We start from the raw sequence: 25,451 nt of genomic DNA, 5'->3' as shown, positions 1-25,451 counted from the left end.
TTTTTAGTAGCGGTAGTGCTCTGGCTTGAACGGGCCTTCGGGTTTGACCCCAATATAGGCCGCCTGCTCTGCCGACAGCTCGGTCAGTTTAACACCGATCCGCCCCAAGTGTAGGCGCGCAACTTTCTCATCCAAATGCTTAGGGAGAATGAACACGCCCGGCTTGTATTCGTCGCCATTTGTCCAAAGCTCAATCTGTGCCAGAACTTGGTTGGTAAAGGACGCCGACATCACAAAAGACGGGTGCCCGGTGGCATTGCCAAGGTTCAACAAACGACCCTCGGACAGCAGGATGATCTTGTTGCCGGATGGCATTTCGATCATGTCCACCTGGTCCTTGATGTTGGTCCATTTGTGGTTTTTGAGCGAGGCAACCTGAATTTCGTTGTCAAAGTGACCGATGTTGCCAACGATGGCCATGTTCTTCATCTCGCGCATATGCTCGATGCGGATCACGTCCTTGTTGCCGGTTGTGGTGATGAACACATCGGCAGAATCGACAACGTCTTCCAACAAAACAACCTCAAAACCGTCCATCGCCGCCTGAAGGGCGCAAATCGGATCGGCTTCGGTCACTTTCACACGGGCACCAGCACCGGCCAGCGACGCCGCAGAGCCTTTGCCAACATCGCCATAACCGCAAACAACCGCGACTTTACCGGCCATCATGGTGTCGGTGGCACGACGAATCCCGTCGACCAGAGATTCTTTACAACCGTATTTGTTGTCGAACTTCGACTTGGTCACACTGTCGTTGACGTTAATCGCCGGGAACGGCAGCTGACCGTTTTTCGCCAAATCATACAAGCGGTGAACGCCGGTGGTTGTCTCTTCGGACACACCCAAAATCGCTTCGCGCGTTTTGGTGAACCAACCGGGGCTGGCGGCCATGCGCTTTTTGATCTGAGCAAAGATGGCTTCTTCTTCTTCCGAAGTCGGAATTTCGATCAAATCCACTTCGCCTGCCTCAACGCGCGCACCCAGCAACACATAAAGCGTCGCATCGCCGCCATCGTCTAGGATAAGATTAGCCCCTTCTGGGAACATGAAGGATTTATCAAGGTAATCCCAATGCTCAACCAGCGACTGACCTTTGATGGCGAAAACAGGAACTCCTGCCTCGGCAATCGCCGCGGCTGCGTGGTCTTGGGTCGAGAAAATGTTGCACGACGCCCAGCGCACATCGGCCCCCAAGGCAACCAGCGTTTCGATCAATACCGCGGTTTGGATGGTCATGTGCAACGACCCGACGATCCGCGCACCTTTTAGCGGCTGGCTTTCGCCAAACTCTTCGCGCAGTGCCATCAGGCCCGGCATTTCCGTTTCAGCGATGTCGAGCTCTTTGCGGCCAAATTCGGCCAGCGCAATGTCTTTGACGATGTAATCTGCGGCCATGAGCCTGCCTCCGGTTGATTGATCCGTTGGCGCACGGCCTATCATTCCCCGAACGCGCGGGCAACGCGCATAAACCAGCAAAGCAAGCTATTCACGTTTCCTTTACACCCAATAGAACAAAGAGCGTTTGTTAACTGGGAATTCCATCCGACTTCTTGATCGGAGCGGCTTCAAAAAACTCGGTCCCCGCAGCGACGATGCAACTTAGGCCAGAGGCCGTTGAAACCAAAACGGTGAAGGATCCCGTTTCCTTGGATGTCCAGATTTCGACAACAGATTTGGCTGGGTCACCTTGTGTTAATCCGCCAGAGGTGAGTTGTTCGGAATAGGCTTTCTGCAAACGCTCCACCACAACGTCGCGCGGGGCGCAATGTGTTTGGGCAAATGCGGGTGGGGCAATCGCGGCCATTCCGAAAACGAGGGCGGCATTCATGAGACGTTTGAACATGACGTGGTCCTTTCATATTGCTGTGAATATGAGGAGGGCACGCCGGGAGAGGAACATGCCCCCCTCGGTTCAAATATGGGATCAGATCAGGCACAAACCCAAACACGTCTTGTCACGTGTAAGTCGGCAGCAAGTGATCCCAGACCTTTAGCATGCGCATCAAATGTGGCAATTTCGCGGCAACACAAAACGAGGGTGGCAGAATGGCAACAAAGCAGACACGGGCATGGCAACGAATGCTATCGGGGCGCAGACTCGATCTGTTGGATCCCACTCCTGTTGATATCGAGATCGAGGATATCGCCCATGGCTTGGCTTTTGTGGCGCGTTGGAACGGTCAAACCAAAGGCGATTTCGCCTATTCGGTGGCCGAACATTCCCTCTTGGTCGAGGAACTTTTTGGCCGAATTCACCCCAAGGCCACAACGGCTGAGCGCTTGACCGCTCTGTTGCATGATGCGCCGGAATACGTGATTGGCGACATGATTTCACCGGTCAAAGCCGCCGTTGGCCCCGATTACGAAGAGCTCGACAAACGATTGACCGCCGCCATTCACATTCGGTTTGGATTGCGCGCGACCACGACGGTTCGGCTTAAAAAGCTGATCAAAAAGGCCGATCGGATCAGTGCGTGGATGGAAGCGGTTGAGATTGCCGGGTTCACCCGAGACGAAGCCGACAAGCTTTTTGGCGCGCCTGATCTTGATCTTATTTCCGATCTTCACATCAAACTCCGCGCGCCGGTTCTAGCAAGACAAGATTTTACCGCTCGCCATGCCGCCTTGATGAAGGACATGTCATGATTACTGTGCGCCGCGCTGGCCCCTTAGATGCCCGTCCGATGGCAAATTTGTTAAATGAGATCATTGCCGAAGGTGGGACAACGGCATTAACCACTCCCGTTTCGCCTCAGGACCTCCGGGATTGGATGCAAAGCGATACCAATGTGTCAGCCTGGCACATCGCCGAAGATGAAGCCGGTGACGTTTTGGGATTTCAACTGATCAAACCAGAAGCCTATCTCCCGGACGAGGCCGTGGATATCGCGACTTTTGCCAAGGTTGGTCGGGTCAAGATGGGGATCGGATCCAAGCTATTTGAGAAAACCAAGGAAGCGGCACGGCAGCTTGGCTATCGGTGGATCAATGCCAACATTCGCGCCGACAACAGCGGCGGCCTTGCGTATTATCAAAGCCGGGGGTTCGAAGATTACGCGATGAAACGGGGTGTGATCCTGGACAGCGGTGAGGCGGTAGACAAGGTTTTGAAGCGCTACGACCTGTAAGTTCGCCCAAAAGGTTAATTTTTCGCGCATTAGAAACAAATCTTCCACATTCTTGCCCCAATTGCAGGCGATAGAGTTTTCAACAGGGGATTTCCCCCTAAAAAGATTTGTTTGGAGACCAGTCGTGTTTCGTCTGAAATCAGCTTTTGCCGCCATTCTTGTGTTAACCGTCGCAGGTTGCGCACAAACCAAAACACCTTTTGCATCCTCGATGAATCGGGATGCCATGCCGATGGTTCAGACCGAACAAGAGCGGACTTTGGCCCATCAGGCCCAAGCATTGGACCGCATGTCCAAAGACCTCGTACGTAAAACAACATTCAAGGGTGCCGCCCTTGGGGCCGTTGCGGGATGTGGGTTGGCGATTGCTGGTGGCTCCAAAGCTCAATGCGCTCAGGCGGCCCTTGTCGGCGGTGTGATCGGCGGCGTTGCCGGAAATGCCACTGGCAAAGCACAGGCGAAAAAGCGGGTTGAGATCGTCGAATTGAACCGCGTTCTTCCAAGCCTACGCAAAACCAATGATCAAATGGATGTCGTTTCAGGTGGTGTTGCCGAACTTGTCGCCAAGCAAGATGCCGAAATTGCACAGATGAAGCAACAAATGGCCCAAGGGAACCTGTCTCAACAGGCCTATGACGCCAGACTTGCCGAAATTCGTCAGGTGCGCGGTGACGTTGCCCAAGCTCTGACGCTAAGCGCCAGTCAAGCACGCCAAGCGAAATCCGCGCTGATGGATGCACAGGCCCAAGGGCAAACAGGCATTGATTGGTACATCGCGGAAACAAACAAGCTAGAAGCCGAAGCCGTATCGGCCCGCGCTCAGCTGTCGTTGCTTTAAAGCACCAGAAAGGCGTGATCTCTAAACCGATCGCGCCTTAACGTGGGCTGCGTTTAGCCAATATCCGCTGCAAAGTCCGGCGATGCATGTTCAAACGACGCGCCGTTTCCGACACGTTGCGATCACACAATTCATACACCCGTTGAATATGCTCCCATCGCACGCGATCCGCGCTCATGGGGTTTTCTGGTGGCGGAGGAAGATCATCCCCCTTGGCCAAAAGTGCATTCATGATGTCGGTTGCATCGGCCGGTTTGGACAAATAATCGGTCGCGCCAATTTTCACCGCGGCAACCGCCGTCGCAATTGCGCCATAGCCGGTTAGTACGACCACGCGGCTGTCGGGGCGCTTTTCTCTCAGAACTTCAACCACATCGAGCCCATTGCCGTCCTCTAGGCGAAGGTCAACAACAGCGTAAGCCGGGGGGCGCGCGGTGGCGACTGCGGATCCGGCGGCAACCGACCCAGCCGTTTCCACATCAAATCCACGTTTTTCCATCGCTTTGGCCAATCGCCGCAGAAAAGGTTCGTCATCGTCCACTAGTAACAGGGACCTATCGTCGCCGAGTTCCTCGATGCTGCGTTCCGCCAAAGCCTATCCTCCCGGATGAAATCCCGCCAATAACGCTAAGTATTATATGCGTAATATGGCATGGTCAAACCCGGTTTCTACTTTCCCGCGGCCTTTGCAAAGCAAGCAACTTGATCTGCCATCTGTTCCGGAGTGGTTTCGCGGCGGAAAAACTCGACAAATCCGACCTCGGGCAACACCAAATAGGTGAAGGTCGAGTGATCCACCAAATAGTATTCATCCTCGGCCGGCTGGGCTTTGAAATAGGTGCGATAGGTTTGCGACGCCGCTTTGACCTGCTCCGGTGATCCGGTCAGGCCGATCATCTTTTCATGGTTGTTATATGCAAATTCGCCAACAACTTCGGGCGTGTCACGTTCTGGGTCGATCGAAATGAAAACCGGTGTCGTACTAATTCCGCGTTCGGCCAAAAGATCAACCGCTTCGGAATTGCGCGCGCTATCGAACGGGCAAACATCCGGGCAGAACGTATAGCCGAAATAGATCAGTGACGGTTCGGTGATCACATCCACATCGGTCACAGTTTGGCCTTCGGAGTTCACCAAGGTGAACGGTCCGCCAATCGCGGCTCCACCGCCGGCAACGGCGCCCGTGCGGCATTGCTCAAACGGATCATCCGACGAATTGCCCAACGTCATATAAGCCGTTGCACCAATCAATGCGACAACAGCAACAGAGGCGGATATGGCAGCCAAACGAGACATGGCTCTCTCCCTTTCAATCGAACTCAGGCACAGGTAACACTTGGGGCACCCCGCGCAAGGGGCGAAAGGGCACATATGACACAAAGTGAACTCGGCCTGATCAGCGAAGACCAACGCAGCAATTGGATTCGCCTGCGCACGATGATTTTGTTGCGGTGGGTTGCGATTGTTGGACAGATCACCGCGATCACAGTCGCGCAACGCATGTACAATCTGCAACTCGAATTGGGCCTGTGTTACCTCGCTATTGGTGTGTCGATCATAGGCAACCTTATCGCGATCTTTGTGTTTCCGGAAAACAAGCGGTTAAGCGAAACGGAAAACTTCTTGATGGTCATGTTTGACCTTTTGCAACTGTGTTTCCTGCTTTATTTGACCGGTGGTTTAAACAATCCGTTTTCCCTGCTTGTGCTTGGGCCCGTGACTGTGTCTGCCTCTGTTTTGACTCTGCGTTCGACGCTTATCCTCGGATCAACGGCACTTGTTCTTGTGACTCTGATGGTGAATTTTCACCTGCCCTTGCGCACAGAAGATGGGTTTGTTCTGCGTATCCCCGACATTTTCGTCTTTGGTCAATGGATCGCGATCTGTATCGCGTTGCTGTTTATTTCGCTCTATTCTCGGCGGATAACGCTTGAAATGCACTCCATGTCTGATGCACTGGCCGCGACGCAAATGGCCTTAGCGCGCGCGCAGAAACTGAATGATCTGGGTGGCGTTGTTGCTGCGGCTGCACATGAGTTGGGAACGCCTTTGGCAACGATCAAGTTAACATCCTCCGAGCTGGTTGATGAGTTGGAAGATCGGCCCGAGCTAAAAGAAGACGCCGAATTGATCCGCGAACAAGCGGATCGATGCCGCGATATTTTGCGATCTATGGGGCGGGCGGGCAAAGACGATTTGCATATGCGCCAAGCCCCATTGATTGAAGTCATTCGCGAAGCAGCCGAGCCACATCAGGATCGCGGGAAAGAAATATTAATAGAAGATGGCCCCGGACCAGGGGGTGAAAATGCGCAACCACAGATTCTCAGGCAACCGGAAATCATCCATGGGTTGCGCAATCTGGTGCAAAACGCCGTAGATTTTGCCCGCACTTCTGTCTGGATTGAAGCCCTCTGGACCGAAGACATCATCTCAATCAGAATCGTCGACGACGGGCGCGGTTTCCCACCTCATCTCATCGGGCGGATCGGGGATCCCTTCATGCGCCGGCGTCGGAGCGAGGGGGAAAAAAAGGCGCGCCCAGAGTATGAAGGCATGGGTTTGGGCCTCTTTATCGCCAAAACACTGCTGGAACGCACCGGTGCCGAGCTTAGCTTTGCCAACGCATCTGACCCCTACCAATCTGACCGGAGCACCGGGCAACGCAAGGGCGCGATAGTTGAGGTCGTTTGGCCACGCGCGTTGATTGTTCCGATTCCGCTAGAGATCGGAATGGGTGTGGGGGAAAACCAGCCAATCAAAATTTGACTCTACCTAAGGTTGCGATATACACCTTAACTCGCTGTTAACCAGTATTGATATATTAGGAAGAGCCAATTTGTTGAAAGGTCGGGGATCGTGAACGAAATAATGGCCATCGGTGTCGGGATCGGCGCAGGACTTGCTGTTTTAGCCGGTGCTGCGATCCTGTCATGGTACGTTTTCAAACCGAAAACGGTCCCCACCTACGGCCCTGTTTCCTCGCAAATCGCTATCCTTTTCAGGAATGGCATCGTGGTCGATAGCACGGAAAGCGCCGCCGACATACTTGATCGGACGTTTCTGAACGGTGTCTCTTGGGCGGAAATAAAAGAGGATTTGTCAGAGCAATTTCCTGATCTTCCCGATGCGCTACCCAATGAGACAAAAACTTATTTCACTGAAGCTGACGGTGAAACGACCCTGACACTAACTCAGCAAAACGACTCGGTCCGACTTGAGATAAAAAGCCAACCGCTGTCCCCCGAGCAAGCCTTTGAATTCAGGCGCAAAGAGTCGCGAAACCAACGTCTTGAGGCCGCGATTGAAACGTCCCCCAATCCGATTTGGGAAATGGATCAAAAGGGAGCAGTGATCTGGCACAACCCGGCCTATGCGAAAATCTGCAAAGATACCGGCAACACAGTTGGCCGGGATTGCCCGTTCGAACTGGCACCGCCGACAACCAACAGCCCGCGTTCATCCCGAGTTAGCCTGCCGTGCGATGACGGTAGTCGGCGTTGGTACGAAGTGAGCTCACAACCTTATAATTTTGGTTGGATGCACTTCGCCTGCAGCATCGATAATCTTGTCGAAGCAGAAATGGCGCAGCGCAATTTTGTCCAAACACTGACCAAAACATTTGCCCATTTGCCCATCGGATTGGCGGTATTTGACCGTGAGCGGCGCTTGGTATTGTTTAACCCCGCACTTGTCGACCTAACCCACCTTCCTGTGGATTTTTTAAGCTCCAAACCCAATTTGCTTAGCTTTTTCGACCACATGCGCGAAAACCGCATGATGCCCGAACCCAAAAACTATTCCTCGTGGAAAGAAAAGCTAACCAATGTTGTCTCTGCCGCACGAGAGGACAGGTATTGCGAAACTTGGACCTTGCCGTCGGGATTAACCTACAAAATCACCGGTCGCCCGCATCCAGATGGGGCCGTGGCCTTTTTGATCGAAGACATCAGCGCTGAGATTTCATTGACCCGTCGTTTCCGCTCAGAACTTGAATTGACCCAATCGGTGATTGACTGCTTTAGCGACTCTGTTGCGGTGTTTTCGCGGCTTGGCGTGTTGACCTTTAGCAACTCAGCCTATCGAAAACAGTGGAAATGTGACCCCGACAGCGCCTTTGCCGAAATCACCATCGTTGACGCGACCAAAGACTGGCAAGCCGCCTGCGAACCCAGCCCAATTTGGTCGGAACTGCGCGAATTTGTGTTGACCCTACGGGACCGAAGCGCGTGGACAGCGCAGCTGGCCCTAACCACCGGTGAAGCGGTTCAATGCCATATTGAGCCCGTCGCTGCGGGGGCGACCATGGTCAAATTCACCATTGAAGAACGTGCTTTGATCAAAGAAAGCCAGTCTGAGATCGTCAACAGCTGATCGCCCTTGCAGCGCGGGTGTGGCACGGTATCTTCGCGCCATGACCACGCATCGCATCACAACCACCCTTTCTTCGCCCGACGCTACAACCGATTTGGCGCGCGCCTTGGCACCCGCCTTGACCCCCGGCGATGTTTTGTTGCTAGAGGGCGGAATTGGGGCCGGGAAAACCCATTTTGCCCGCAGCTTGATCCAGTCATTGCAAGACCCGCCCGAGGACGTCCCCTCGCCCACTTTCACCTTGGTTCAGGTCTACGACACCCCCGCCGGCGAGGTTTGGCACACCGATCTCTATCGCTTGGGCTCGGCGGATGACTGTGTTGAACTTGGTCTCACCGACGCGTTTGAGACGGCGATCTGCCTTGTGGAGTGGCCGGACAAGCTCGAAGAGCTCACCCCGCAAGACGCCCTTCACTTAACTTTTTCAGATAGTTATCAAGATGACCGGCGCGATCTAACCGTCACGTGGTCGGCCCCCCGTTGGACCAAATTGATGACCGGATTGATGTCATGATGAAATTTCTTGACCAAGCAGGGTGGGGTCACGCCAGCGCCAAACCTTTGGCCGGCGATGCGTCCACCCGCCAATATCAACGCCTATCCCTAAACGGGAAATCAGCGATTATGATGCAAGACTCTGACGGGGACGTAGATCTTTTTGCCCGGCTATCTCGCCACCTGACCGGTCTGGGTCTCAGTGCCCCTCTGATTTTGGCGCAAGCGCCGGGGTTGTTGTTGCTAGAAGACTTGGGCGATGGATTAATTGCCAACCTGGCCTCTGATCCTGACATGGAGAAAATCCTGTATCTGACCGCTGTTGATGCGCTGTTGGAGTTGCACCAACATCCGGCCCCGCCCGACATCCCCATCGCGTCGCCGCAAACGCTAGCTCAGATGACGGATTTGGCGTTTGACTGCTACGCCGCCGGGGCGGGCGCGGACGGTTCAGCCTATCGCGACCAAGCAATCACGGCGTTTATCCCGATTCTGGAAAAACACGGCGCACCGTGTAACGTCATGATTATGCGTGACTACCACGCCGAAAATATCCTCTGGCTACCTGACCGCAAAGGCGCGGCCAAAGCGGGCCTTCTCGATTTTCAGGATGCTTTGGTTGGCCATCGCGCCTATGATCTGATCTCCCTGATCGAAGACGCCCGCCGCGATGTGCGCCCCGCCACTGCCAAGGCCTGTATCGATCATTATCTTGCCAATTCATCGCAGGGTGAAACCGGTTTTCGCACATCACTGAGCGTGCTGGGGGCCCAACGCAACCTACGTATTCTCGGCGTTTTTGCCCGGCTGGCGGCGACCCGTGGCAAACCTCACTACGTTGACCTGATCCCGCGGGTTTGGGCGCATCTGCAAACCGACCTGCAACATCCCGCTTTGGCCCCGATCAAATCCATCTTGGACAAGGCTTTGCCGCCTCCGACGCCAGACGTCTTACAAAGGTTGAAATCCCTATGCCCAACGCCGTAATGCTTTTTGCCGCCGGATTTGGCACGCGTATGGGCGCACTGACCAAAAACTGCCCCAAGCCGCTTATCCCGGTGGCGGGAAAGCCGCTTCTTGATCACGCATTGGGCCTAACCGCGTCCATTCCAACCCGTGTCGTCAACGCGCATTATCATGCCGACCAAATCGAAAGCTATGCCAAGGGCAAAGACCTCATTGTCTCACATGAAACACCCGACGTCTTGGACACCGGCGGTGGGTTGCGACACGCCATGCCGCTACTTGGCCCTGATCCGGTTTTCACTCTGAACACGGATGCGGTTTGGTCCGGCCCCAATGGTTTGGACCTTCTGACACAAGCCTGGAACCCAGACAAAATGGACGCGCTTTTGCTCTGCGTACCGCTGCGAAACGCGATTGGGCGCAAGGGCGGCGGCGATTTTCGCCTATCTGATGATGGGCAACTGCATCGCAAAGGTGACCTCGTTTACACCGGTGCCCAAATCATCAAGACGGACGGGCTAACGGATATTCCTGATACGGTGTTCTCGCTCAACCTTTTGTGGAACAAAATGGCAAGCCACGGCCGGTTATGCGGCCTTTCCTACCCCGGAAAATGGTGTGATGTTGGCCACCCCGAAGGCATTCAGCTCGCTGAGGAGATGTTGCAACGTGTTTAATGGTTCTGGCCCTCGTTTATTTGCCCTGCCACCCGGTGTTGATTTCGCCAAATCGCTTGTTGCGGGTCTTCAGGCCCGCGCTGCCTCTCAAATCGAACTGGCCCAAACCGAACTTTATGTCGGCACCGAACGCATGTCGCGCCGATTGCGCGGCATTTTCGATACCGGACCGGCAAGTTTGCTGCCACAAATTCGTATGGTAACCGACCTCGCGGACCCAATCATTCGCGCGCAGTTGCCTGAGCCCGAACCTGCGCTCCGCAGACGACTAGAACTCACCGGCCTAATCTCCAAACTCTTGGATTCACAGCCTGATCTTGCCCCACGCAGTGCGCTTTTTGATCTGGCCGATAGCCTGTCGAGCCTGATGGAAGAGATGCAAGGCGAAGGTGTTGCCCCCGAAACCATCGCCGCGCTGGATGTCAGCGATCAATCCGGCCATTGGGAACGCGCACTTAGTTTTCTGAAAATTGTTCAGCATTATTTTCAAGACGAAGGCACCCCCGACTCCCCCGCTTTTAACCGGTTGGCCATGCAATTGCGGCTTGCGCAATGGCAGGACACCCCCCCCCAACACCCGATCATCGTTGCCGGGTCGACTGGCTCTCGTGGCACCACCGCCGAATTCATGCGCGCCGTCGCCACCTTGCCCCAAGGGGCCGTCATCCTGCCCGGTTTTGATTTCGACATGCCGCAAGCGGTTTGGGACCGTTTGGATGAACCTCTGTCCGGCGAAGACCACCCGCAGTTTCGCTTTTCCCGACTGATGCAGCAGCTTGACCTTGCCCCCCAAGATGTTGAGCTATGGGATCGTACTCCGGCCCCTGACCCCGATCGCAACCGGCTGATTTCTCTGGCGTTGCGCCCTGCCCCCGTCACCCATCAATGGATGAGCGAAGGCCCGGACCTTCCCGATTTGCGTGACGCCACCGCCAAAATGACCATGGTTGACGCTCCGTCCTTACGTGACGAGGCGCTTGCCATTGCGCTGCGTCTGCGACAGGCCGCAGAAGATGGGACAACCGCCGCTTTGATCACACCTGACCGGATGTTAACGCGGCAGGTCACGTCAACTTTGGACCGCTGGGGAATTTTGCCCGACGACAGCGCCGGCGTTCCCGCACAGCTCACCCCTCCGGGGCGGTTTTTACGGCATGTTGCGGCGCTATTTTCACAACCTCTTAGCGCCGAGATCCTATTAACCCTGCTCAAACATCCGCTATCCCATACGGGTGCGGGGCGTGGTCAACATCTGCAAAACACCCGCAATCTCGAATTACACATTCGCAAAAAGGGCTGGCCTTTTCCCCGCGCTGACCTGATCCGCGCTTGGGGTGTGGCCAAGGAGCAACCGGTTTGGGCCGACTGGGTCGCCACCCGGTTTTGTGACTTACAACGACACGGGCTTTTGCCTCTGAGCACCTGGGTTGATGATACCATCACCATGGCCGAAGCCATCGCCGGTGGATCCGAAGACGATGGCCCAGGCACGCTTTGGCAGGAAAATGCCGGACGCAAGCTCACTCAGATCATTGACGAATTGCGCACCGAGGCGGGGTACGGGGCCGATATGGACGCGCGCGATTTCAACGATCTGTTCGGCGCTGTCATTGCCAAGGGTGAGGTGCGCGACCGCGACAAGCCCCACCCCCATATCCTAATCTGGGGCACGCTTGAGGCGCGGGTGATGGGGGCTGATCTCCTCATCCTTGCCGGTCTCAACGAAGGCAGTTGGCCCGAGCTTCCCGGTGCAGACCCTTGGCTCAACCGGAAAATGCGGGCGGACGCCGGGTTGTTGCTACCGGATCGGCGCATTGGCCTGTCGGCCCATGACTTCCAACAAGCCGCCGCCGCGCAGGAGGTTTGGCTCACCCGGTCACTCAAATCGGATGAGGCGGAAACCGTGCCGTCGCGTTGGGTCAACCGTTTGACCAACCTGATGACCGGCCTTCCGCTACGCTTTGGACCCGAGGCGTTGAAAACCATGCGTATGCGAGGGGCCTATTGGCTAGCACTTACCGAAGCCGCCGAAACGCCTTTGCCGAGCCCTCCCGCAACGCGCCCGTCACCCGCCCCGCCGCTCGAAGCCCGGCCTCGCGCGCTTTCGGTCACCGAAATCAAACGTTTGGTCCGCGATCCCTATGCGATTTATGCGCGCCATAGCCTGCGCCTGCGTGCCCTTGATCCGCTGATGCGCGCGCCTGATGCCTTGATGCGGGGGACACTGCTTCACGAAGTGTTGGAGCATTTTGTCAAAGACGCGACCTCCGACCCGACCTTGATGACGCCGGACGCACTGAACACCAAGGCAAACGCCCTGATCGGCGATCCCGACAAGGTGCCCTTTCCGACCATCCGCCAACTTTGGCTATCGCGCATGGCGCAAGTCGCCGATTGGTTCGTCGAATCCGAAACGGCCCGCCAATCCATCGCCAGCCCTGCCAAGTTCGAAGTGCACGGCAAAGCGGACATCCCGGCCTTGGGTTTTACCCTCAAGGGAACGGCCGACCGGATCGATATCGATACTCGCGGTGGCGCGCATATCTACGATTACAAAACCGGCACTGCCCCGACCAAAAAGGAGCAAGAGCATTTTGAAAAGCAACTCCTGCTCGAAGCCGCGATGCTTATCAAAGGCGGGTTTGACGGCCTCGATCCGCGTTTCGTTGAAAGGGCGGCGTTTATCTCTCTGAAACCCGGTGATCCCAAAGAGGTGCCCGCCCCGCTTGAAGATATGGACCCAGAAAAGGTTTGGGAGGAATTCACCCAACTTATCACCGCCTATCTCGACCCGGACAAGGGGTTCACAGCCCGACGGGCTTTGATGAAAGACACGGATATTGCCGATTATGACCACTTGTCGCGCTTTGGCGAATGGGATGTCACCGACCAAGCCGAAAGCGAGACCCTGACATGATCCGCGATCTCGCCACCCAACGGCAGGTTGATGCCGCCCGCCCCGGCAACTCCACCTGGCTTGCTGCCAATGCTGGCTCTGGCAAAACCCGCGTGTTGACCGACCGGGTTGCCCGGCTTTTGCTGGATGGGGTCTTGCCCGAACACATCCTTTGCCTGACCTATACCAAGGCCGCCGCCACCGAGATGCAGAACCGTCTTTTCAAGCGATTGGGCGGCTGGGCGATGCTTGAAGACGGTGATCTGAGGCGCGAGTTGGGCGATCTTGGGGTCGAAACTGACCTGACCCAAGACTTCCTACGCGATGCCCGCACCCTGTTTGCCCGCGCCATTGAAACCCCCGGTGGGTTGCGCATTCAAACCATTCACTCTTTTTGCTCATCGCTATTGCGGCGCTTTCCTCTTGAGGCGCGGGTTAGCCCGCAATTCAAGGAGATGGAGGATCGCTCCGCCGAATTGCTGCGCGCCGATATCCTTGACCGCATGTCAGACGGAGACCAGGCCTATCTGGTTCAGGGGATCGTTCCCTTCATCTCCGGTGACGACACCGAAACCCTTCTGGCCGAACTCTGCCGCCACCGCGAAGCCTTTGCCACGCATCGAACCGCTGATGGTATTCGCGCCGCCTATGACCTGCCCAATGGTCTGACACCTCAGACCCTGCTCGACTCCGTGTTTCTCGGAAACGAGATGCCGTTGCTAAGAACGGTGATCGACACATTGATGCCGACCGGCGGCAACAACGAAAGGGCGGCGATCAAGCTTTCTGCGATCAAGGAACCCGGCCTTGAGGCGCTGCAAATTCTGGAATCGACCCTGTTGACTGGGTCCGGTGCCAAAGAGCCATTCACCGCAAAAATCGGCAGCTTCCCGACCAAACCTGTGCGCGAAGGCGCTCTTCTCCCGCATATGGATCAGCTCGAAGACCTGATGCGCCGGGTGGAAGACGCGCGCGACAAACGCCTCGCCCTCGCCGCCGCCCAGCGCGATATAGTCTTGCACAACTTCGCCCATGCCTTCCTTCCGGCGTATGAGGCGGAAAAAACCCGCCGCGGTTGGCTCGATTTTGACGATCTGATCACCCGCGCGCGCGATTTGCTCTCTGACCCTGCGGTGGCGGCATGGGTGCTTTACCGTCTAGATGGCGGCATCGACCACATCCTTGTCGATGAGGCCCAAGACACCAGCCCCGTGCAATGGCAGGTGATTGAACGCCTAGCCCAAGAATTTACCAGCGGCGAAGGGGCCCGCACCGATGTGCGCCGTACCATCTTTGTTGTCGGTGATAAAAAACAGTCGATCTATTCGTTTCAGGGTGCCGATCCGTCCGAGTTTGACCGGATGCGAGATGAGTTTCAGGACCGCTTGCTTGCCACCGACGCGCCGCTTCATTCGATGATACTTGAACACAGTTTCCGCTCGGCCGAGCCGATTTTGCGATTGGCGGACAATACCTTTGACGGGGCGATTTCATCGGGCTTTACCACCGATCAAAAACACGTCGCCTTCAAAGATCGCATGCCCGGTCGTGTCGATCTTTGGCCCTTGGTGCAAGAGGTCAAAGAAGACCCCGATGGCGCATGGTTCGAGCCGCTTGACCGGATCGGCAGCACCCATCACACCGTCATTCTTGCCAAACGCGTCGCCCATTTCATCCGCACGACGATCGAAGCGGAAACGCCCCTTCCCATCGAAAAAGGGTTTAGCGGCGACTATGAAGCCCGCCCCGTTCATGCCGGTGATTTCCTGATCCTCGTGCGCGGACGGTCGCGGTTGTTCAAGGAAATCATCCGCGCCTGCAAACAAGAAGGCCTGCCTATCGCTGGCTCAGACCGGCTCAAGGTCATGTCCGAACTGGCGGTGCGCGATATTCTGGCCCTGTTGAATTATCTTTCAACCCCTGAGGATGATCTCGCATTGGCCACGGCTTTGCGCTCGCCCCTGTTTGGCTTTTCTGAACAGCAACTCTTTGACCTCGCCCATCGACGCGGCGACAAATACCTTTGGGAAAGCCTGCGGGATCGCCGCGATGAATTCCCCGAGGCGATGGCCGTTCTGGATGATCTTCGTGGTCAAACCGACTTCCTGCGCCCCTATGATCTGATTGATCGCATTCTGACCCGTCACCTTGGGCGTCGCCGTTTGATTGGCCGCCTTGGCCCCGAGGCCGAGGATGGCATCAACGCCCTGCTGGGTCAGGCGCTAAGCTATGAGCAATCCGCTGTGCCCTCGCTCACCGGGTTTTTGCAATGGGCCCAGAGCGACAATCTCGAAATCAAACGCGCCCCAGACAGCGCCGGTGAAACCCTGCGGGTGATGACGGTGCATGGCTCCAAGGGGCTTGAGGCCCCGATTGTCATCATGCCCGATTGCGCCGCCCCACGCCGCGACCTGCGCGATGCGATTTTGAACGATGAACATGGCGCGCTCTGGAAGCAAAGCGCAGCCACCCGTCCGACCCGGCACCGCGACGCCATCGCCGCGCGCGAGGAAAAGGAACGTCAAGAACGCGACCGCTTGCTTTATGTCGGCCTGACTCGCGCCGAGAAATGGCTTGTTGTCGCCGCCTCGGGCAACTTGGGAAAAGGCGAGGACGTTTGGTACAAACAGGTGCAACGCGGCATGGAGGCCTCGGGCGCGGTTGATGTCGACTATGACTTTGGCGAATTTGGAACCGGTTCGGGCCGTCAAATCGGCAATCCCGATTGGTCACACCTCACCTTGACCCATGTGGACAAACCAACCGTTTCCAAGACGCCGCTGCCTGACGTGTTTGAACACCCCGCCCCGCAACCACACGCCGCGCCTGAAACACGATCCCCCTCTGATCTTGGTGGTGCCAAGGCGCTGGCGGGTGCGGGTGGTGACACCGAGGAATTGGCCAAAGCCCGTGGATCAATCTTGCATAGCCTTTTGGAGCATCTCGCGCCGCTGCCCGAAGATCAGCGCCCACGCCGTGGCGAGCAGCTTTTGGAGCAGTTGGGCAATGAGTACAAAACACCGGGTATTTCGGACGTATTGCCCAGCATCCTGACCGAAGCGCTGACCGTGTTGAACACAGCATCACTCGCCCCCTTTTTCGCGCCCGGCACCTTGGCCGAGGTTCCGATCACCGCCGAGATTCCCGACATCGGGCGCATTCACGGAATCATTGATCGACTGCTTGTGCGTGACAAAAAAGTCATCGCCGTTGACTTCAAATCCAACCGAACCGTGCCGGGTTCCGTTGCGGAAACCCCCGAAGGTTTGCTGCGCCAAATGGGGGCCTATGCCGCTGCTTTGACCCAAATTTTCCCGGATCACGAGGTTGAAACCGGGCTGATTTGGACGGCCACAAACCACTACATGCCGCTACCGCACGATCTCGTGACACAAGCACTTGGTCGCACTTCGACACCTTGACGACTCTTGCCCCCCTACCTACCTTCCGCTACCTGTCAGGCGCCGCTTAATGCCGCCTAAATCCAAGGAGAGACCCATGGCCACCGTCGCTGTCACCGACGCCACCTTTGACGCAGAAGTCAAAAATTCCGATGTCCCAGTAGTAGTCGATTTCTGGGCTGAATGGTGTGGCCCTTGCAAGCAGATCGGCCCCGCATTGGAAGAGCTGTCTGCCGAATATGGCGACAAAGTCAAAATCGTCAAAGTTGACGTAGACAGTAACCCAAACACCGCTGCCGCTATGGGCGTGCGCGGTATTCCGGCGCTGTTCATCTTCAAAGATGGCGCACCGATTTCCAACCGCGCCGGTGCCGCCCCTAAGGCCGCGCTGCAAAGCTGGATCAACGAAAGCATCTAAGGCTTTTGACCAAAGAATTCAGGCCTCGCTTTTAAGCGGGGCCTTTTTTGTGCTTTCACCCCGTCAAATACATTTCGGGGTGACTTTGGCCACCAAAAGGCGCTGGCCCTAGCGCCCGGGAAATACGCGTTCAACCAGTGATGATATCCCCTGCCAACGCAGTTCCTGCGCGACGCTGCGGCTCTCTGGTTGATCTGGCAATCCCCACCATTCCGCTAAAATCCGATGCCGAACCAACAACTGGACCGACGGATCTTCGGGGCCTACCAATCCATAGCCATCAAAAAACGCATCTCGCACCGTAATCGGAAGAACCTCGCCGGGGCGGATGTCATCATGGGGGGCGCGTAGGATCGCGTAATCCGACAACAATCTGCCAATGTCATGGCCAACAGGGACAACACGACCGGCGGAAAAATCGATCCCTTTGACCTGTTCGCCCATCATCACATTGCGCATGTGCAAATCGCCATGGGTCTGCGCCGCTTTGGTTTTTCGACCCTCAAACAAGGCCTGACGACCACACAACGTATCCGCACAGGCCAAAAACCGCCGGGTATCCGTGACCTTGCGCTTGCCAGTTCGAACCTCGTCACTCACCTCACGCAGATAGCCAAGGGTGTATTTGGGTTGAAACACCCGTGTTTCGCCCAAAGTCGCGCGATGGAATTCACCCAACCAAACCCCGACTTGCCGCATGATCCCGGCCTGGGCCTCAATCGGAACTCCTTCTAGCACCGTGGCCAAAGGCGTTCCGCTGACAAACTCCATGACACAGGCTTGGGCATCGAAATCTACGGCCAATAGCTCAGGCACACCCTCTGGAAACGCTTCATAGGCCCCCATATGGCCCTGCATGGCTTCTGCAAACCCCTGCGCATCCACGGGCCGCATTTGCTGCTTTAGCACCAAAGGCCGACCAGCGGGATCAACGAGTTTCAGCACGACCATCGTCACGCGGTCATCTTCACGCTGAGCGAGCGGTTCAACCCGCAACGCCCCACGCGCCATTCCTATTTGCTTGGCCAACCCCGGCCATATCTGCATCGCCTGTTTGCTCAGCTGATCCATTCCAATTCCCCGAACGTTCCGCTATCCCCAATGGGGCGCCTTGCTGGGGATATGTCCAGCCCCCATATGGGCGTCACAGGAAAGGAATTTAGAATGGCAGAGAGCGAATTTCCCGGATGGCACGGCACCACGATTGTCGGTGTGCGCAAAGATGGGCAGGTTGTGATTGCAGGTGACGGTCAGGTTAGCCTTGGCCAAACCGTGATCAAGGGCACCGCCCGCAAAGTCCGCCGCCTAAGCCCCGGTGGCTATGACGTTGTGTGCGGCTTTGCCGGATCAACCGCCGATGCCTTTACTTTGCTTGAACGGCTCGAAGTCAAACTAGAGGCCACACCGGGGCAATTGCAGCGGGCCTCGGTTGAGTTGGCCAAAGATTGGCGCACCGACAAGTATCTGCAAAAGCTCGAAGCCATGCTGATTGTCACCGACGGCAGCCATCTTTTGGTGATCACCGGTGCCGGGGATGTGTTGGAACCAGAACATGATGTTGCGGCGATCGGGTCGGGCGGCAACTTTGCCCTCGCCGCCGCCCGCGCGATGATGGACACCGACAAATCAGCCGAAGAGGTCGCGCGCCAATCCATGGCCATTGCCGCCGACATTTGCGTTTACACCAACGGTAGGCTGACTGTCGAAAGCATCAAAGCATGAGCGACATGAGCTATACGCGCCTTGGTAAATCCGGGCTTGTCGTGTCGCGCCTTGCGCTTGGGACGATGACATTCACCCACGGGTCCGATTGGATTCCCGGCGTTGCCAAGACCGGTTTGAACGACGCCCAGCGCATGGTTGATACAGCGCTAGAAGCCGGCGTGAACTTCTTTGACACCGCCGACGGGTATTCCAATGGTGAGGCCGAGGATATCCTTGGCAAAACGCTCAAGGGAAAGCGGAACGACGCGGTGATTTGCACCAAGCTTGGCTTTCGCCAAAGCGAGCGCATGACCGATGCCGGGCTATCGCGGGGTCACATTTTGTCGTCGGTTAACGGGTGTTTGACGCGCCTCGACACCGATTGGATCGACCTTTTGGTGCTGCACAAAACCGATTTCACCACCCCGCTTGAAGAAACGCTAAGCACCCTGCAACGCGTTATCGACGCTGGTAAAGTGCGCTATATCGGCGTGTCGAACTGGCCCGCGTGGAAGGTTGCGCAAGCGGTCGAGATGCAGCGTGCCAATGGGTTTGACCAGTTTGTCACCGGTCAGTACCTTTACAATGCCGTCGCCCGCGACATCGAAGTGGATGTGTTGCGCATGGGCGCTGAGCTTGGCCTTGGATTGATGGCGTGGTCGCCGCTTGCTGGTGGTTTGTTGACCGGTAAATATGATCTCAACAAGCTTGATGATACCGAAGGCCGCTTGGCCGAGGGGGATTTCCTGCAAATCTCGCGCGATCAAGCCGAGGTTGCTCTTGCGGCTTTGCGTGACGCGGCCAAGGCACATGATGCCACCCCAGCGCAGGTCGCGCTGGCGTGGATATTGCACAAGCGTCGCGATCACACGGTGATTGTTGGGGCTAGCAAGCAAAGCCAACTAGAGGCCTCCCTGGCCGCAAGTGGCATCGCGCTAGATGCTGACCAGATGGCCGCCATTGACACCGCCGCCGCCCCGACCCGTCGTTACCCCGAATGGTTCGACGATATGATGACTGATGAAATTTATACGAAGGCCCTGTCATGACCGATATGACCCCCCGCGAGATTGTCTCGGAACTCGACCGTTTCATTATTGGTCAATCAGACGCCAAACGCGCCGTTGCCGTCGCGCTGCGCAACCGTTGGCGCCGCAAGCAACTGTCGGATGACCTTCGCGACGAAGTTTATCCGAAAAATATCCTGATGATTGGCCCCACTGGCGTAGGTAAAACCGAGATCAGTCGCCGCTTGGCCAAGCTGGCCAAAGCTCCGTTCATCAAGGTGGAGGCCACCAAATTTACCGAAGTGGGCTATGTCGGCCGCGATGTCGAACAGATCATTCGCGATCTGGTGGATGCCGCCATCATTCAGGTGCGCGAGTACATGCGCGAAGACGTCAAGGCCCGCGCCCATGAGGCCGCCGAAGAGCGCGTGATCGAGGCCATTGCCGGGAAAGACGCACGCGACGCCACCCGCGATATGTTCCGTCGCAAGTTGAAAACCGGGGAGTTGGACAATACCGAAATCGAGCTCGACCTTGCCGATACGGCATCGCCGTTCCCGATGATGGATATTCCCGGCCAACCCGGCGGTGGCATGGGGATGATGAACCTTGGCGATCTCTTTGGCAAAGCCATGGGCGGGCGCACAACCCGCAAGAAAATGACCGTCGCCGCGAGTTATGAGATTTTGATCGCCGAAGAAGCCGACAAACTTTTGGACGACGAACAGATCAAGACCGCCGCACTTGAAGCGGTTGAGCAGAACGGTATCGTCTTTTTGGATGAGATCGACAAAGTCGCCGCCCGCCAAGAGGCGCGAGGTGGGGATGTGTCCCGCGAAGGGGTACAACGCGATTTGCTGCCTTTGATCGAAGGCACAACCGTCAGCACCAAACATGGGGCGGTCAAAACCGACCACATTCTGTTCATCGCTTCGGGCGCCTTCCACATCGCCAAACCGTCGGATTTGCTGCCTGAACTTCAGGGTCGTTTGCCGATCCGCGTGAACCTGCGGGCGCTCACCGAAGAAGATTTCGTTCGCATTCTGACAGAAACCGACAATGCGCTGACCCTGCAATATACGGCGCTTATGGCGACCGAAGAGGTCACGGTGAGCTTTACCGAAGGTGGGATCAAGGCGCTTGCCAAAATCGCCGCCGATGTGAACCAATCGGTTGAAAACATCGGGGCACGGCGGTTGTACACCGTGCTTGAACGGGTGTTTGAGGAGTTGAGTTTTGAGGCACCGGACCAAGCCGGAACAGAGGTCACCGTTGACGAAGCTTTCGTTGAAAAGCACTTGGGTGAGTTGACCCAATCAACAGACCTCAGCCGCTACGTCCTCTAATAATGGGGGGTAATCCCCCCATACCCCCGGAGTCCAACGAGCAAGATGAAATGGCACCCCCGTTTTCATCTTGCCAAATAAACTCCCTCTGGAGGCATCTTGGCTCTGGCCCAAGCGCCTTCCTTTGCTATGTTGGCGCAAACATTTTGCTGAGAGGCTCTGATGAAACGTTCCCGTATCAATGAAATCCTACGCGAAGGCGACGCCTTCATTCGCTCCTTTGGCTATGTGATGCCGCCTTTTGCATACCTCTCCCCAGAGGGATTGAAATCGACCGAACACGATCAAATTAAAGCACGCCGTATGGGCTGGGACATCACCGATTATGGTGCCGAGAAATTTGATGAAATGGGCCTGTTTTTGTTCACCACCCGCAATGGGTTGAACAAAGATTTGGGGCAGAAGTCGGCCATGCTTTATGCCGAGAAGATCATGATCTCCCGCGAAAAGCAACTGAGCCCAATGCATCGCCATGACGTGAAGGTCGAAGACATCATCAATCGCGGTGGTGGCAAGCTTGTGCTGGAGCTTTTCAGCGCCGACAGCGATGGCAACATTGACCGCAGCGCGGATGTAAATGTCATGGTCGATGGCATGATGCGCAAACTGGACGCAGGCGGTTTGCTTAAGCTGGATCCCGGTGAATCAGTGACGCTTTTCCCCAATACGTGGCACGCATTTTGGGGCGAAGATGGTGATGTTTTGATTGGTGAGGTTTCGACGGTGAATGACGATCTGACCGACAATATCTTTGAACAGCCTATTGGCCGGTTCTCCAATATCGACGAAGACGAAGCTCCACTGCACTTGCTTGTGTCGGATTACGACACGCACCTTTAGCCAAAGCGTTCTAACCAAACAAACAAAAAGCCCCGCCAAATTGACGGGGCTTTCTTTTGTTCATTGGCAAAAAGTTTACGCGAACCACCATCGTTCGATCATCCGCGAGCTGTCCATCTGGAAGACGTTACCGATGGTGCCCGAGTTGGTCAGCTTGTTCGAATGCGCGTCAACATAGTTGGCGTACATCGGGATAACTGTTCCGCCTTCTTTCGACATCAGCATCTGCATCTCGTGATACTGATCTTTACGCTTAGCACTATCCAGTTCGGCACGTGCACTTAGCAGCAGCTCCTGGAAGCGGGCGTTTTCCCAACCGGTATCGTTCCAGGGCACACCTGTTTCATAGGCGGTCGAGAACATCCAATCCTCGGTCGCACGACCGGACCAGTAGCACGCACACCAAGCTTTCTTGAGCCAAACATTAGACCAGTAACCATCGGCAGGTTCCTGAACAACGTTGATATCAATGCCCGCCGACTTGGCAGACGCTTGGTACAGCAGCGCCGCATCAACAGCACCAGCAAAGGCCGCGTCAGAAGCAGACAGATCTACCTGAAGACCGTCTAGGCCGGCCTCTTTGATAAGACCTTTGGCCTTGTCGGGATCGTATTCGTTCAGTTCAAGATCGCTGGCGAAATACTGGTTTGCGGGACCGATTGGAATGTCGTTCGCAACAGCACCGTGGCCTTGAAGAACCTTGTTTACCATTTCCTGACGGTTGATCGAATGCTTGAGAGCCTGACGAACCTTGAGGTTATCAAATGGCGACAGCCCGGTCAGCATTGGGAATGTGTAGTGTTGGTTACCCGTCACCTCAAACACGTTGACCATTGGGTTGGCTTTGAGAAGCGATTCCGTTTTGAAATCAACGCGGTTGACCGCGTCAACCTGACCTGTCATCAGAGCGTTCATACGAGCCGAAGCGTCGTTGATCGCAATCAGTTCAACACTGTCAAACCAGCCAGCTTTGCCATCTTTGTAGTGGCCATCAACACGGCTCAGCATCGCGCGAACACCGGGGTCGAACGCCTCGACCTTGTACATGCCTGTGCCGATACCTTTGGCGACCGCTTCTTCGACCTGACCCGCTGGATACATACAGATGTGGTAGTCAGAAAGCAGGAACGGGAAGTCGGCGTTGCCGGCTTTGAGCGTCATCTGAACTTCGTGTTCACCCAGCTTTTTCATCTCGGTGATGGCGGAAACGATCGGTTTGGCCGCCGATTTCGCGCCTTCTGCGACGTGCATGTTTAGCGATTCGATAACGTCATCCGCGCCGAATGCTTTGCCGTTGTGGAAGGTCACGCCGGTCTTGAGCTTGAACGTCCAAGTTTTGGCGTCTGGGGTGGCTTCCCAGCTTTCAGCCAGTTCGCCAACCAGTTCACCATTGGCGGCAACTTCGGTCAGTGTATCAAACACCGCACCATGCGCCGCCATGATCATGAAGCTATCGGAATGCGTCCGTGCGTCCCAGCTGTCGGATGTGTTGGCGCCTGCAAGACCAAGGCGCAAGGTGCCGCCTTTTTGCTGAGCGCGAACCGGCATGCCTGTTGCGGCCAATACGCCCGCTGCGGCACCCGAGGCCAAAAGGCCGCGTCTGCTAATGTTGTTCATGTGTCGTCTCCCTTGTTGTTCATTGGCGGTGTGTCCCCCGCCCATTCTTGCACCCGTTTATGGGTGATTCTTATGTTATCTTACCAACTGCCGCGTCGCCGATGTTATCAACTCCGCGTTCTTTGAGCAGATTTGTCAGCCAATCCGGGTCCATTTCGGGCACCGAGCTTAGCAAAAGATCCGTATAGGCATGATGCGGAGGCGTAAACATTTCCGTCTTGGGCCCCTGCTCAATGACATCACCATCTTTCATCACAACCACTTCATCTGCAATGGATTTTACCGTTGCAAGATCGTGAGTGATGAACATGTAACTTAGGTTAAGCTTGTCCTGCAAATCCGCCAAGAGCCGCAAAATACCTTCGGCCACCAGCTGATCCAAGGCCGAGGTGACCTCATCACAGATAATGAACTCAGGTTCCGCCGCCAATGACCGGGCGATACCGACCCGCTGTTTTTGACCACCCGACATTTCCGATGGCAGGCGGTCGATGAATTGCGAGGCTGGCAGCTCGATCTGATCCATCAGCTCTTCGACACGCTTGCGCCGCGCTTTGCCCGTCAGGCCGGTGTAAAATTCAACAGGACGGCCAATGATGTCCCCAACGGTTTGACGCGGGTTAAGCGCCGTATCCGCCATTTGGTAAATCATCTGAATCTTCTGCAACTGGGATCGATCGCGCTTGCGATAATCCAGCGGCAGAGGGTTTCCATCAAGCTCAATCGAGCCGATCCGCGGCGGCAAAAGCCCGGTGATACAGCGCGCTGTGGTCGATTTACCCGAGCCGGATTCGCCCACAACAGCGACTGTGCGACCTTCGTGGATGTCAAAGCTAACGTCATGCAACACGTCGATCTTGCCATAGGCGGCGGTGACGTTTTTGACCGAAATAACCGGCGTTGATCCGGTGATAACCGCCGGCTTTTGAGGCCGTTGGAATTCACGCACCGCCCACAGGCTTTTGGTATAGTCCTGCGTTGGATGGGATAGCATTTCGCGGGTTTCGGCCTCTTCGACCTCGTCCCCTTTGAGCAGCACTTTGATCGTGTCGGCCATCTGAGCCACAACTGCAAGGTCGTGGGTAATGTAGATCGCGGCGGTGTCGAACTCCTCGACGATCTCACGGATCGAGGCCAAAACCTCGATCTGAGTGGTCACGTCAAGCGCGGTGGTCGGTTCGTCAAAGATGATCAGATCAGGACGACAGGCCATGGCCATAGCCGTCATAGCGCGCTGAAGCTGACCGCCGGAGACCTGATGCGGGTAACGAAAGCCGATTTCATCCGGGTTGGGCAGACGCAGCTTGCGATAAAGCTCCATCCCGTCGGCTTCGCTCTCGTCTTTAGACATGACGCCGTGTTGGATCGGGGCTTCTGTGTGCTGATCGATTAGACGATGGGCCGGGTTAAAGCTCGCTGCAGCGGATTGGGCCACATAAGCGATCCGCTTGCCGAGCAATTGGCGTTTTTCCTCGGAAGAGGCCGCCAAAAGATCGATCCCGTCAAACATGACCGACCCTTTGGAAATCCGGACGCCGTCGCGGCAAAACCCCATCGAGGCCAACCCAAGGGTGGATTTTCCCGCCCCGGATTCACCAATCAAGCCAAGGACTTCGCCCTTGCGAAGGGTCAGATCAACACCGTTGATAATGGGGTGCCAATCCTCATCGGATCGGCCCTCCATCCAGATTCCCTTCATTTCGACAAGGGTTTCCGCGTCTTTGAATGCATCATTGCTCATGAG

22 protein-coding genes are annotated in these 25,451 nt (G+C 56.0%); 15 read left to right on the top strand and 7 right to left on the bottom strand.

Annotated features, from left to right (window positions below; genetic code table 11):
- Window positions 1–3 precede the first annotated feature (3 nt).
- On the bottom strand, window positions 4–1,395 hold the full coding sequence (gene ahcY / locus Q1A43_RS14940) for an adenosylhomocysteinase (RefSeq protein WP_299936453.1): 1,392 nt from the start codon (window positions 1,393–1,395) through the stop codon (window positions 4–6).
- Between the two features lie 130 nt (window positions 1,396–1,525).
- Window positions 1,526–1,843 (bottom strand): hypothetical protein, encoded by a 318-nt coding sequence (locus Q1A43_RS14935; RefSeq protein WP_299936452.1) that lies wholly within the window; start codon window positions 1,841–1,843, stop codon window positions 1,526–1,528.
- A 203-nt stretch (window positions 1,844–2,046) separates the two neighbouring features.
- Here Q1A43_RS14935 and Q1A43_RS14930 point away from each other — a divergent pair, with 203 nt between their 5' ends.
- The 3 genes from Q1A43_RS14930 to Q1A43_RS14920 all read left to right on the top strand — a co-directional run bounded on the left by Q1A43_RS14930 (window position 2,047) and on the right by Q1A43_RS14920 (window position 3,966).
- A complete protein-coding gene (locus tag Q1A43_RS14930) occupies window positions 2,047–2,646 on the top strand; it encodes a YfbR-like 5'-deoxynucleotidase (RefSeq protein WP_299936450.1) in 600 nt (199 codons plus the stop codon).
- Complete coding sequence (locus Q1A43_RS14925) at window positions 2,643–3,128, top strand: GNAT family N-acetyltransferase (RefSeq protein WP_299936448.1); 486 nt, start codon at window positions 2,643–2,645, stop codon at window positions 3,126–3,128. The genes Q1A43_RS14930 and Q1A43_RS14925 overlap by 4 nt, the downstream gene beginning before the upstream one ends.
- Before the next feature lie 124 nt (window positions 3,129–3,252).
- A complete protein-coding gene (locus Q1A43_RS14920; protein WP_299936445.1) occupies window positions 3,253–3,966 on the top strand; it encodes a hypothetical protein in 714 nt (237 codons plus the stop codon).
- Between the two features lie 37 nt (window positions 3,967–4,003).
- Here the strand turns inward: Q1A43_RS14920 and Q1A43_RS14915 are convergent, their stop codons facing one another.
- Entirely contained in the window at window positions 4,004–4,558 is a 555-nt protein-coding gene (locus Q1A43_RS14915; protein WP_299921954.1) for an ActR/PrrA/RegA family redox response regulator transcription factor, read from the bottom strand.
- Window positions 4,559–4,635: 77 nt separating this feature from the next.
- A complete protein-coding gene (locus tag Q1A43_RS14910) occupies window positions 4,636–5,262 on the bottom strand; it encodes an SCO family protein (protein ID WP_299936443.1) in 627 nt (208 codons plus the stop codon).
- A 75-nt stretch (window positions 5,263–5,337) separates the two neighbouring features.
- Here Q1A43_RS14910 and regB point away from each other — a divergent pair, with 75 nt between their 5' ends.
- The 8 genes from regB to trxA all read left to right on the top strand — a co-directional run bounded on the left by regB (window position 5,338) and on the right by trxA (window position 17,193).
- Window positions 5,338–6,735: a sensor histidine kinase RegB gene (gene regB / locus Q1A43_RS14905; RefSeq protein WP_299936441.1), complete on the top strand. Its 1,398-nt coding sequence runs from the start codon at window positions 5,338–5,340 to the stop codon at window positions 6,733–6,735.
- Between the two features lie 90 nt (window positions 6,736–6,825).
- The gene (locus tag Q1A43_RS14900) at window positions 6,826–8,340 is read left to right on the top strand and encodes a PAS-domain containing protein (protein ID WP_299936438.1); all 1,515 of its coding nucleotides are present in this window, start codon (window positions 6,826–6,828) and stop codon (window positions 8,338–8,340) included.
- Between the two features lie 40 nt (window positions 8,341–8,380).
- Entirely contained in the window at window positions 8,381–8,854 is a 474-nt protein-coding gene (tsaE, locus tag Q1A43_RS14895; RefSeq protein WP_299936435.1) for a tRNA (adenosine(37)-N6)-threonylcarbamoyltransferase complex ATPase subunit type 1 TsaE, read from the top strand.
- A complete protein-coding gene (locus Q1A43_RS14890) occupies window positions 8,851–9,822 on the top strand; it encodes a phosphotransferase (protein WP_366944269.1) in 972 nt (323 codons plus the stop codon). The genes tsaE and Q1A43_RS14890 overlap by 4 nt, the downstream gene beginning before the upstream one ends.
- The gene (locus Q1A43_RS14885) at window positions 9,807–10,478 is read left to right on the top strand and encodes a nucleotidyltransferase family protein (protein WP_299936432.1); all 672 of its coding nucleotides are present in this window, start codon (window positions 9,807–9,809) and stop codon (window positions 10,476–10,478) included. The genes Q1A43_RS14890 and Q1A43_RS14885 overlap by 16 nt, the downstream gene beginning before the upstream one ends.
- Complete coding sequence (gene addB, locus Q1A43_RS14880) at window positions 10,471–13,395, top strand: double-strand break repair protein AddB (protein ID WP_299936429.1); 2,925 nt, start codon at window positions 10,471–10,473, stop codon at window positions 13,393–13,395. The genes Q1A43_RS14885 and addB overlap by 8 nt, the downstream gene beginning before the upstream one ends.
- The gene (addA, locus tag Q1A43_RS14875) at window positions 13,392–16,796 is read left to right on the top strand and encodes a double-strand break repair helicase AddA (RefSeq protein WP_299936427.1); all 3,405 of its coding nucleotides are present in this window, start codon (window positions 13,392–13,394) and stop codon (window positions 16,794–16,796) included. The genes addB and addA overlap by 4 nt, the downstream gene beginning before the upstream one ends.
- A gap of 76 nt (window positions 16,797–16,872) precedes the next feature.
- Window positions 16,873–17,193, top strand: a complete 321-nt coding sequence (trxA, locus tag Q1A43_RS14870; RefSeq protein ID WP_299921938.1) for a thioredoxin — start codon at window positions 16,873–16,875, stop codon at window positions 17,191–17,193.
- A 108-nt stretch (window positions 17,194–17,301) separates the two neighbouring features.
- On the opposite strand, the gene Q1A43_RS14865 is transcribed toward trxA, so the two are convergent.
- Window positions 17,302–18,264, bottom strand: coding sequence for a phosphotransferase (locus Q1A43_RS14865; protein WP_299936425.1), 963 nt, complete (start codon window positions 18,262–18,264; stop codon window positions 17,302–17,304).
- Between the two features lie 93 nt (window positions 18,265–18,357).
- On the opposite strand from Q1A43_RS14865, the gene hslV reads away from it, so the two are divergent.
- From hslV to Q1A43_RS14845, 4 genes are all read left to right on the top strand, one after another.
- Window positions 18,358–18,915, top strand: coding sequence for an ATP-dependent protease subunit HslV (hslV, locus tag Q1A43_RS14860; RefSeq protein WP_299921934.1), 558 nt, complete (start codon window positions 18,358–18,360; stop codon window positions 18,913–18,915).
- A complete protein-coding gene (locus Q1A43_RS14855; protein ID WP_299936423.1) occupies window positions 18,912–19,946 on the top strand; it encodes an aldo/keto reductase in 1,035 nt (344 codons plus the stop codon). Before hslV ends, Q1A43_RS14855 begins: the two co-directional genes overlap by 4 nt.
- On the top strand, window positions 19,943–21,250 hold the full coding sequence (gene hslU / locus Q1A43_RS14850; protein WP_299936420.1) for an ATP-dependent protease ATPase subunit HslU: 1,308 nt from the start codon (window positions 19,943–19,945) through the stop codon (window positions 21,248–21,250). Before Q1A43_RS14855 ends, hslU begins: the two co-directional genes overlap by 4 nt.
- A gap of 162 nt (window positions 21,251–21,412) precedes the next feature.
- Window positions 21,413–22,090, top strand: a complete 678-nt coding sequence (locus Q1A43_RS14845) for a D-lyxose/D-mannose family sugar isomerase (RefSeq protein ID WP_299936418.1) — start codon at window positions 21,413–21,415, stop codon at window positions 22,088–22,090.
- Between the two features lie 75 nt (window positions 22,091–22,165).
- Here the strand turns inward: Q1A43_RS14845 and Q1A43_RS14840 are convergent, their stop codons facing one another.
- Together Q1A43_RS14840 and Q1A43_RS14835 are read right to left on the bottom strand one after the other, a co-directional pair.
- Window positions 22,166–23,707, bottom strand: coding sequence for an ABC transporter substrate-binding protein (locus Q1A43_RS14840; RefSeq protein WP_299921927.1), 1,542 nt, complete (start codon window positions 23,705–23,707; stop codon window positions 22,166–22,168).
- Window positions 23,708–23,777: 70 nt separating this feature from the next.
- The gene (locus Q1A43_RS14835) at window positions 23,778–25,448 is read right to left on the bottom strand and encodes an ABC transporter ATP-binding protein (RefSeq protein WP_299921925.1); all 1,671 of its coding nucleotides are present in this window, start codon (window positions 25,446–25,448) and stop codon (window positions 23,778–23,780) included.
- Window positions 25,449–25,451 lie beyond the last annotated feature (3 nt).

Origin of the sequence: uncultured Pelagimonas sp. (assembly GCF_947498515.1) — a bacterium.
GTDB lineage: Bacteria > Pseudomonadota > Alphaproteobacteria > Rhodobacterales > Rhodobacteraceae > Pelagimonas.
This window is presented reverse-complemented; position numbering and strand designations above follow the sequence as displayed.

Excerpts from the sequence above, each read along its gene's own strand:
- Q1A43_RS14885 (WP_299936432.1), top strand. The coding sequence starts at position 9,807 with ATGCCCAACGCCGTAATGCTTTTTGCCGCCGGATTTGGCACGCGTATG.
- Q1A43_RS14910 (WP_299936443.1), bottom strand. The coding sequence starts at position 5,262 with ATGTCTCGTTTGGCTGCCATATCCGCCTCTGTTGCTGTTGTCGCATTG.
- hslU (WP_299936420.1), top strand. The coding sequence starts at position 19,943 with ATGACCGATATGACCCCCCGCGAGATTGTCTCGGAACTCGACCGTTTC.
- tsaE (WP_299936435.1), top strand. The coding sequence starts at position 8,381 with ATGACCACGCATCGCATCACAACCACCCTTTCTTCGCCCGACGCTACA.
- Q1A43_RS14855 (WP_299936423.1), top strand. The coding sequence starts at position 18,912 with ATGAGCGACATGAGCTATACGCGCCTTGGTAAATCCGGGCTTGTCGTG.
- addA (WP_299936427.1), top strand. The coding sequence starts at position 13,392 with ATGATCCGCGATCTCGCCACCCAACGGCAGGTTGATGCCGCCCGCCCC.
- ahcY (WP_299936453.1), bottom strand. The coding sequence starts at position 1,395 with ATGGCCGCAGATTACATCGTCAAAGACATTGCGCTGGCCGAATTTGGC.
- Q1A43_RS14840 (WP_299921927.1), bottom strand. The coding sequence starts at position 23,707 with ATGAACAACATTAGCAGACGCGGCCTTTTGGCCTCGGGTGCCGCAGCG.
- Q1A43_RS14890 (WP_366944269.1), top strand. The coding sequence starts at position 8,851 with ATGATGAAATTTCTTGACCAAGCAGGGTGGGGTCACGCCAGCGCCAAA.
- hslV (WP_299921934.1), top strand. The coding sequence starts at position 18,358 with ATGGCAGAGAGCGAATTTCCCGGATGGCACGGCACCACGATTGTCGGT.
- Q1A43_RS14835 (WP_299921925.1), bottom strand. The coding sequence starts at position 25,448 with ATGAGCAATGATGCATTCAAAGACGCGGAAACCCTTGTCGAAATGAAG.
- Q1A43_RS14935 (WP_299936452.1), bottom strand. The coding sequence starts at position 1,843 with ATGTTCAAACGTCTCATGAATGCCGCCCTCGTTTTCGGAATGGCCGCG.
- regB (WP_299936441.1), top strand. The coding sequence starts at position 5,338 with ATGACACAAAGTGAACTCGGCCTGATCAGCGAAGACCAACGCAGCAAT.
- Q1A43_RS14930 (WP_299936450.1), top strand. The coding sequence starts at position 2,047 with ATGGCAACAAAGCAGACACGGGCATGGCAACGAATGCTATCGGGGCGC.
- Q1A43_RS14845 (WP_299936418.1), top strand. The coding sequence starts at position 21,413 with ATGAAACGTTCCCGTATCAATGAAATCCTACGCGAAGGCGACGCCTTC.
- Q1A43_RS14865 (WP_299936425.1), bottom strand. The coding sequence starts at position 18,264 with ATGGATCAGCTGAGCAAACAGGCGATGCAGATATGGCCGGGGTTGGCC.
- Q1A43_RS14925 (WP_299936448.1), top strand. The coding sequence starts at position 2,643 with ATGATTACTGTGCGCCGCGCTGGCCCCTTAGATGCCCGTCCGATGGCA.
- trxA (WP_299921938.1), top strand. The coding sequence starts at position 16,873 with ATGGCCACCGTCGCTGTCACCGACGCCACCTTTGACGCAGAAGTCAAA.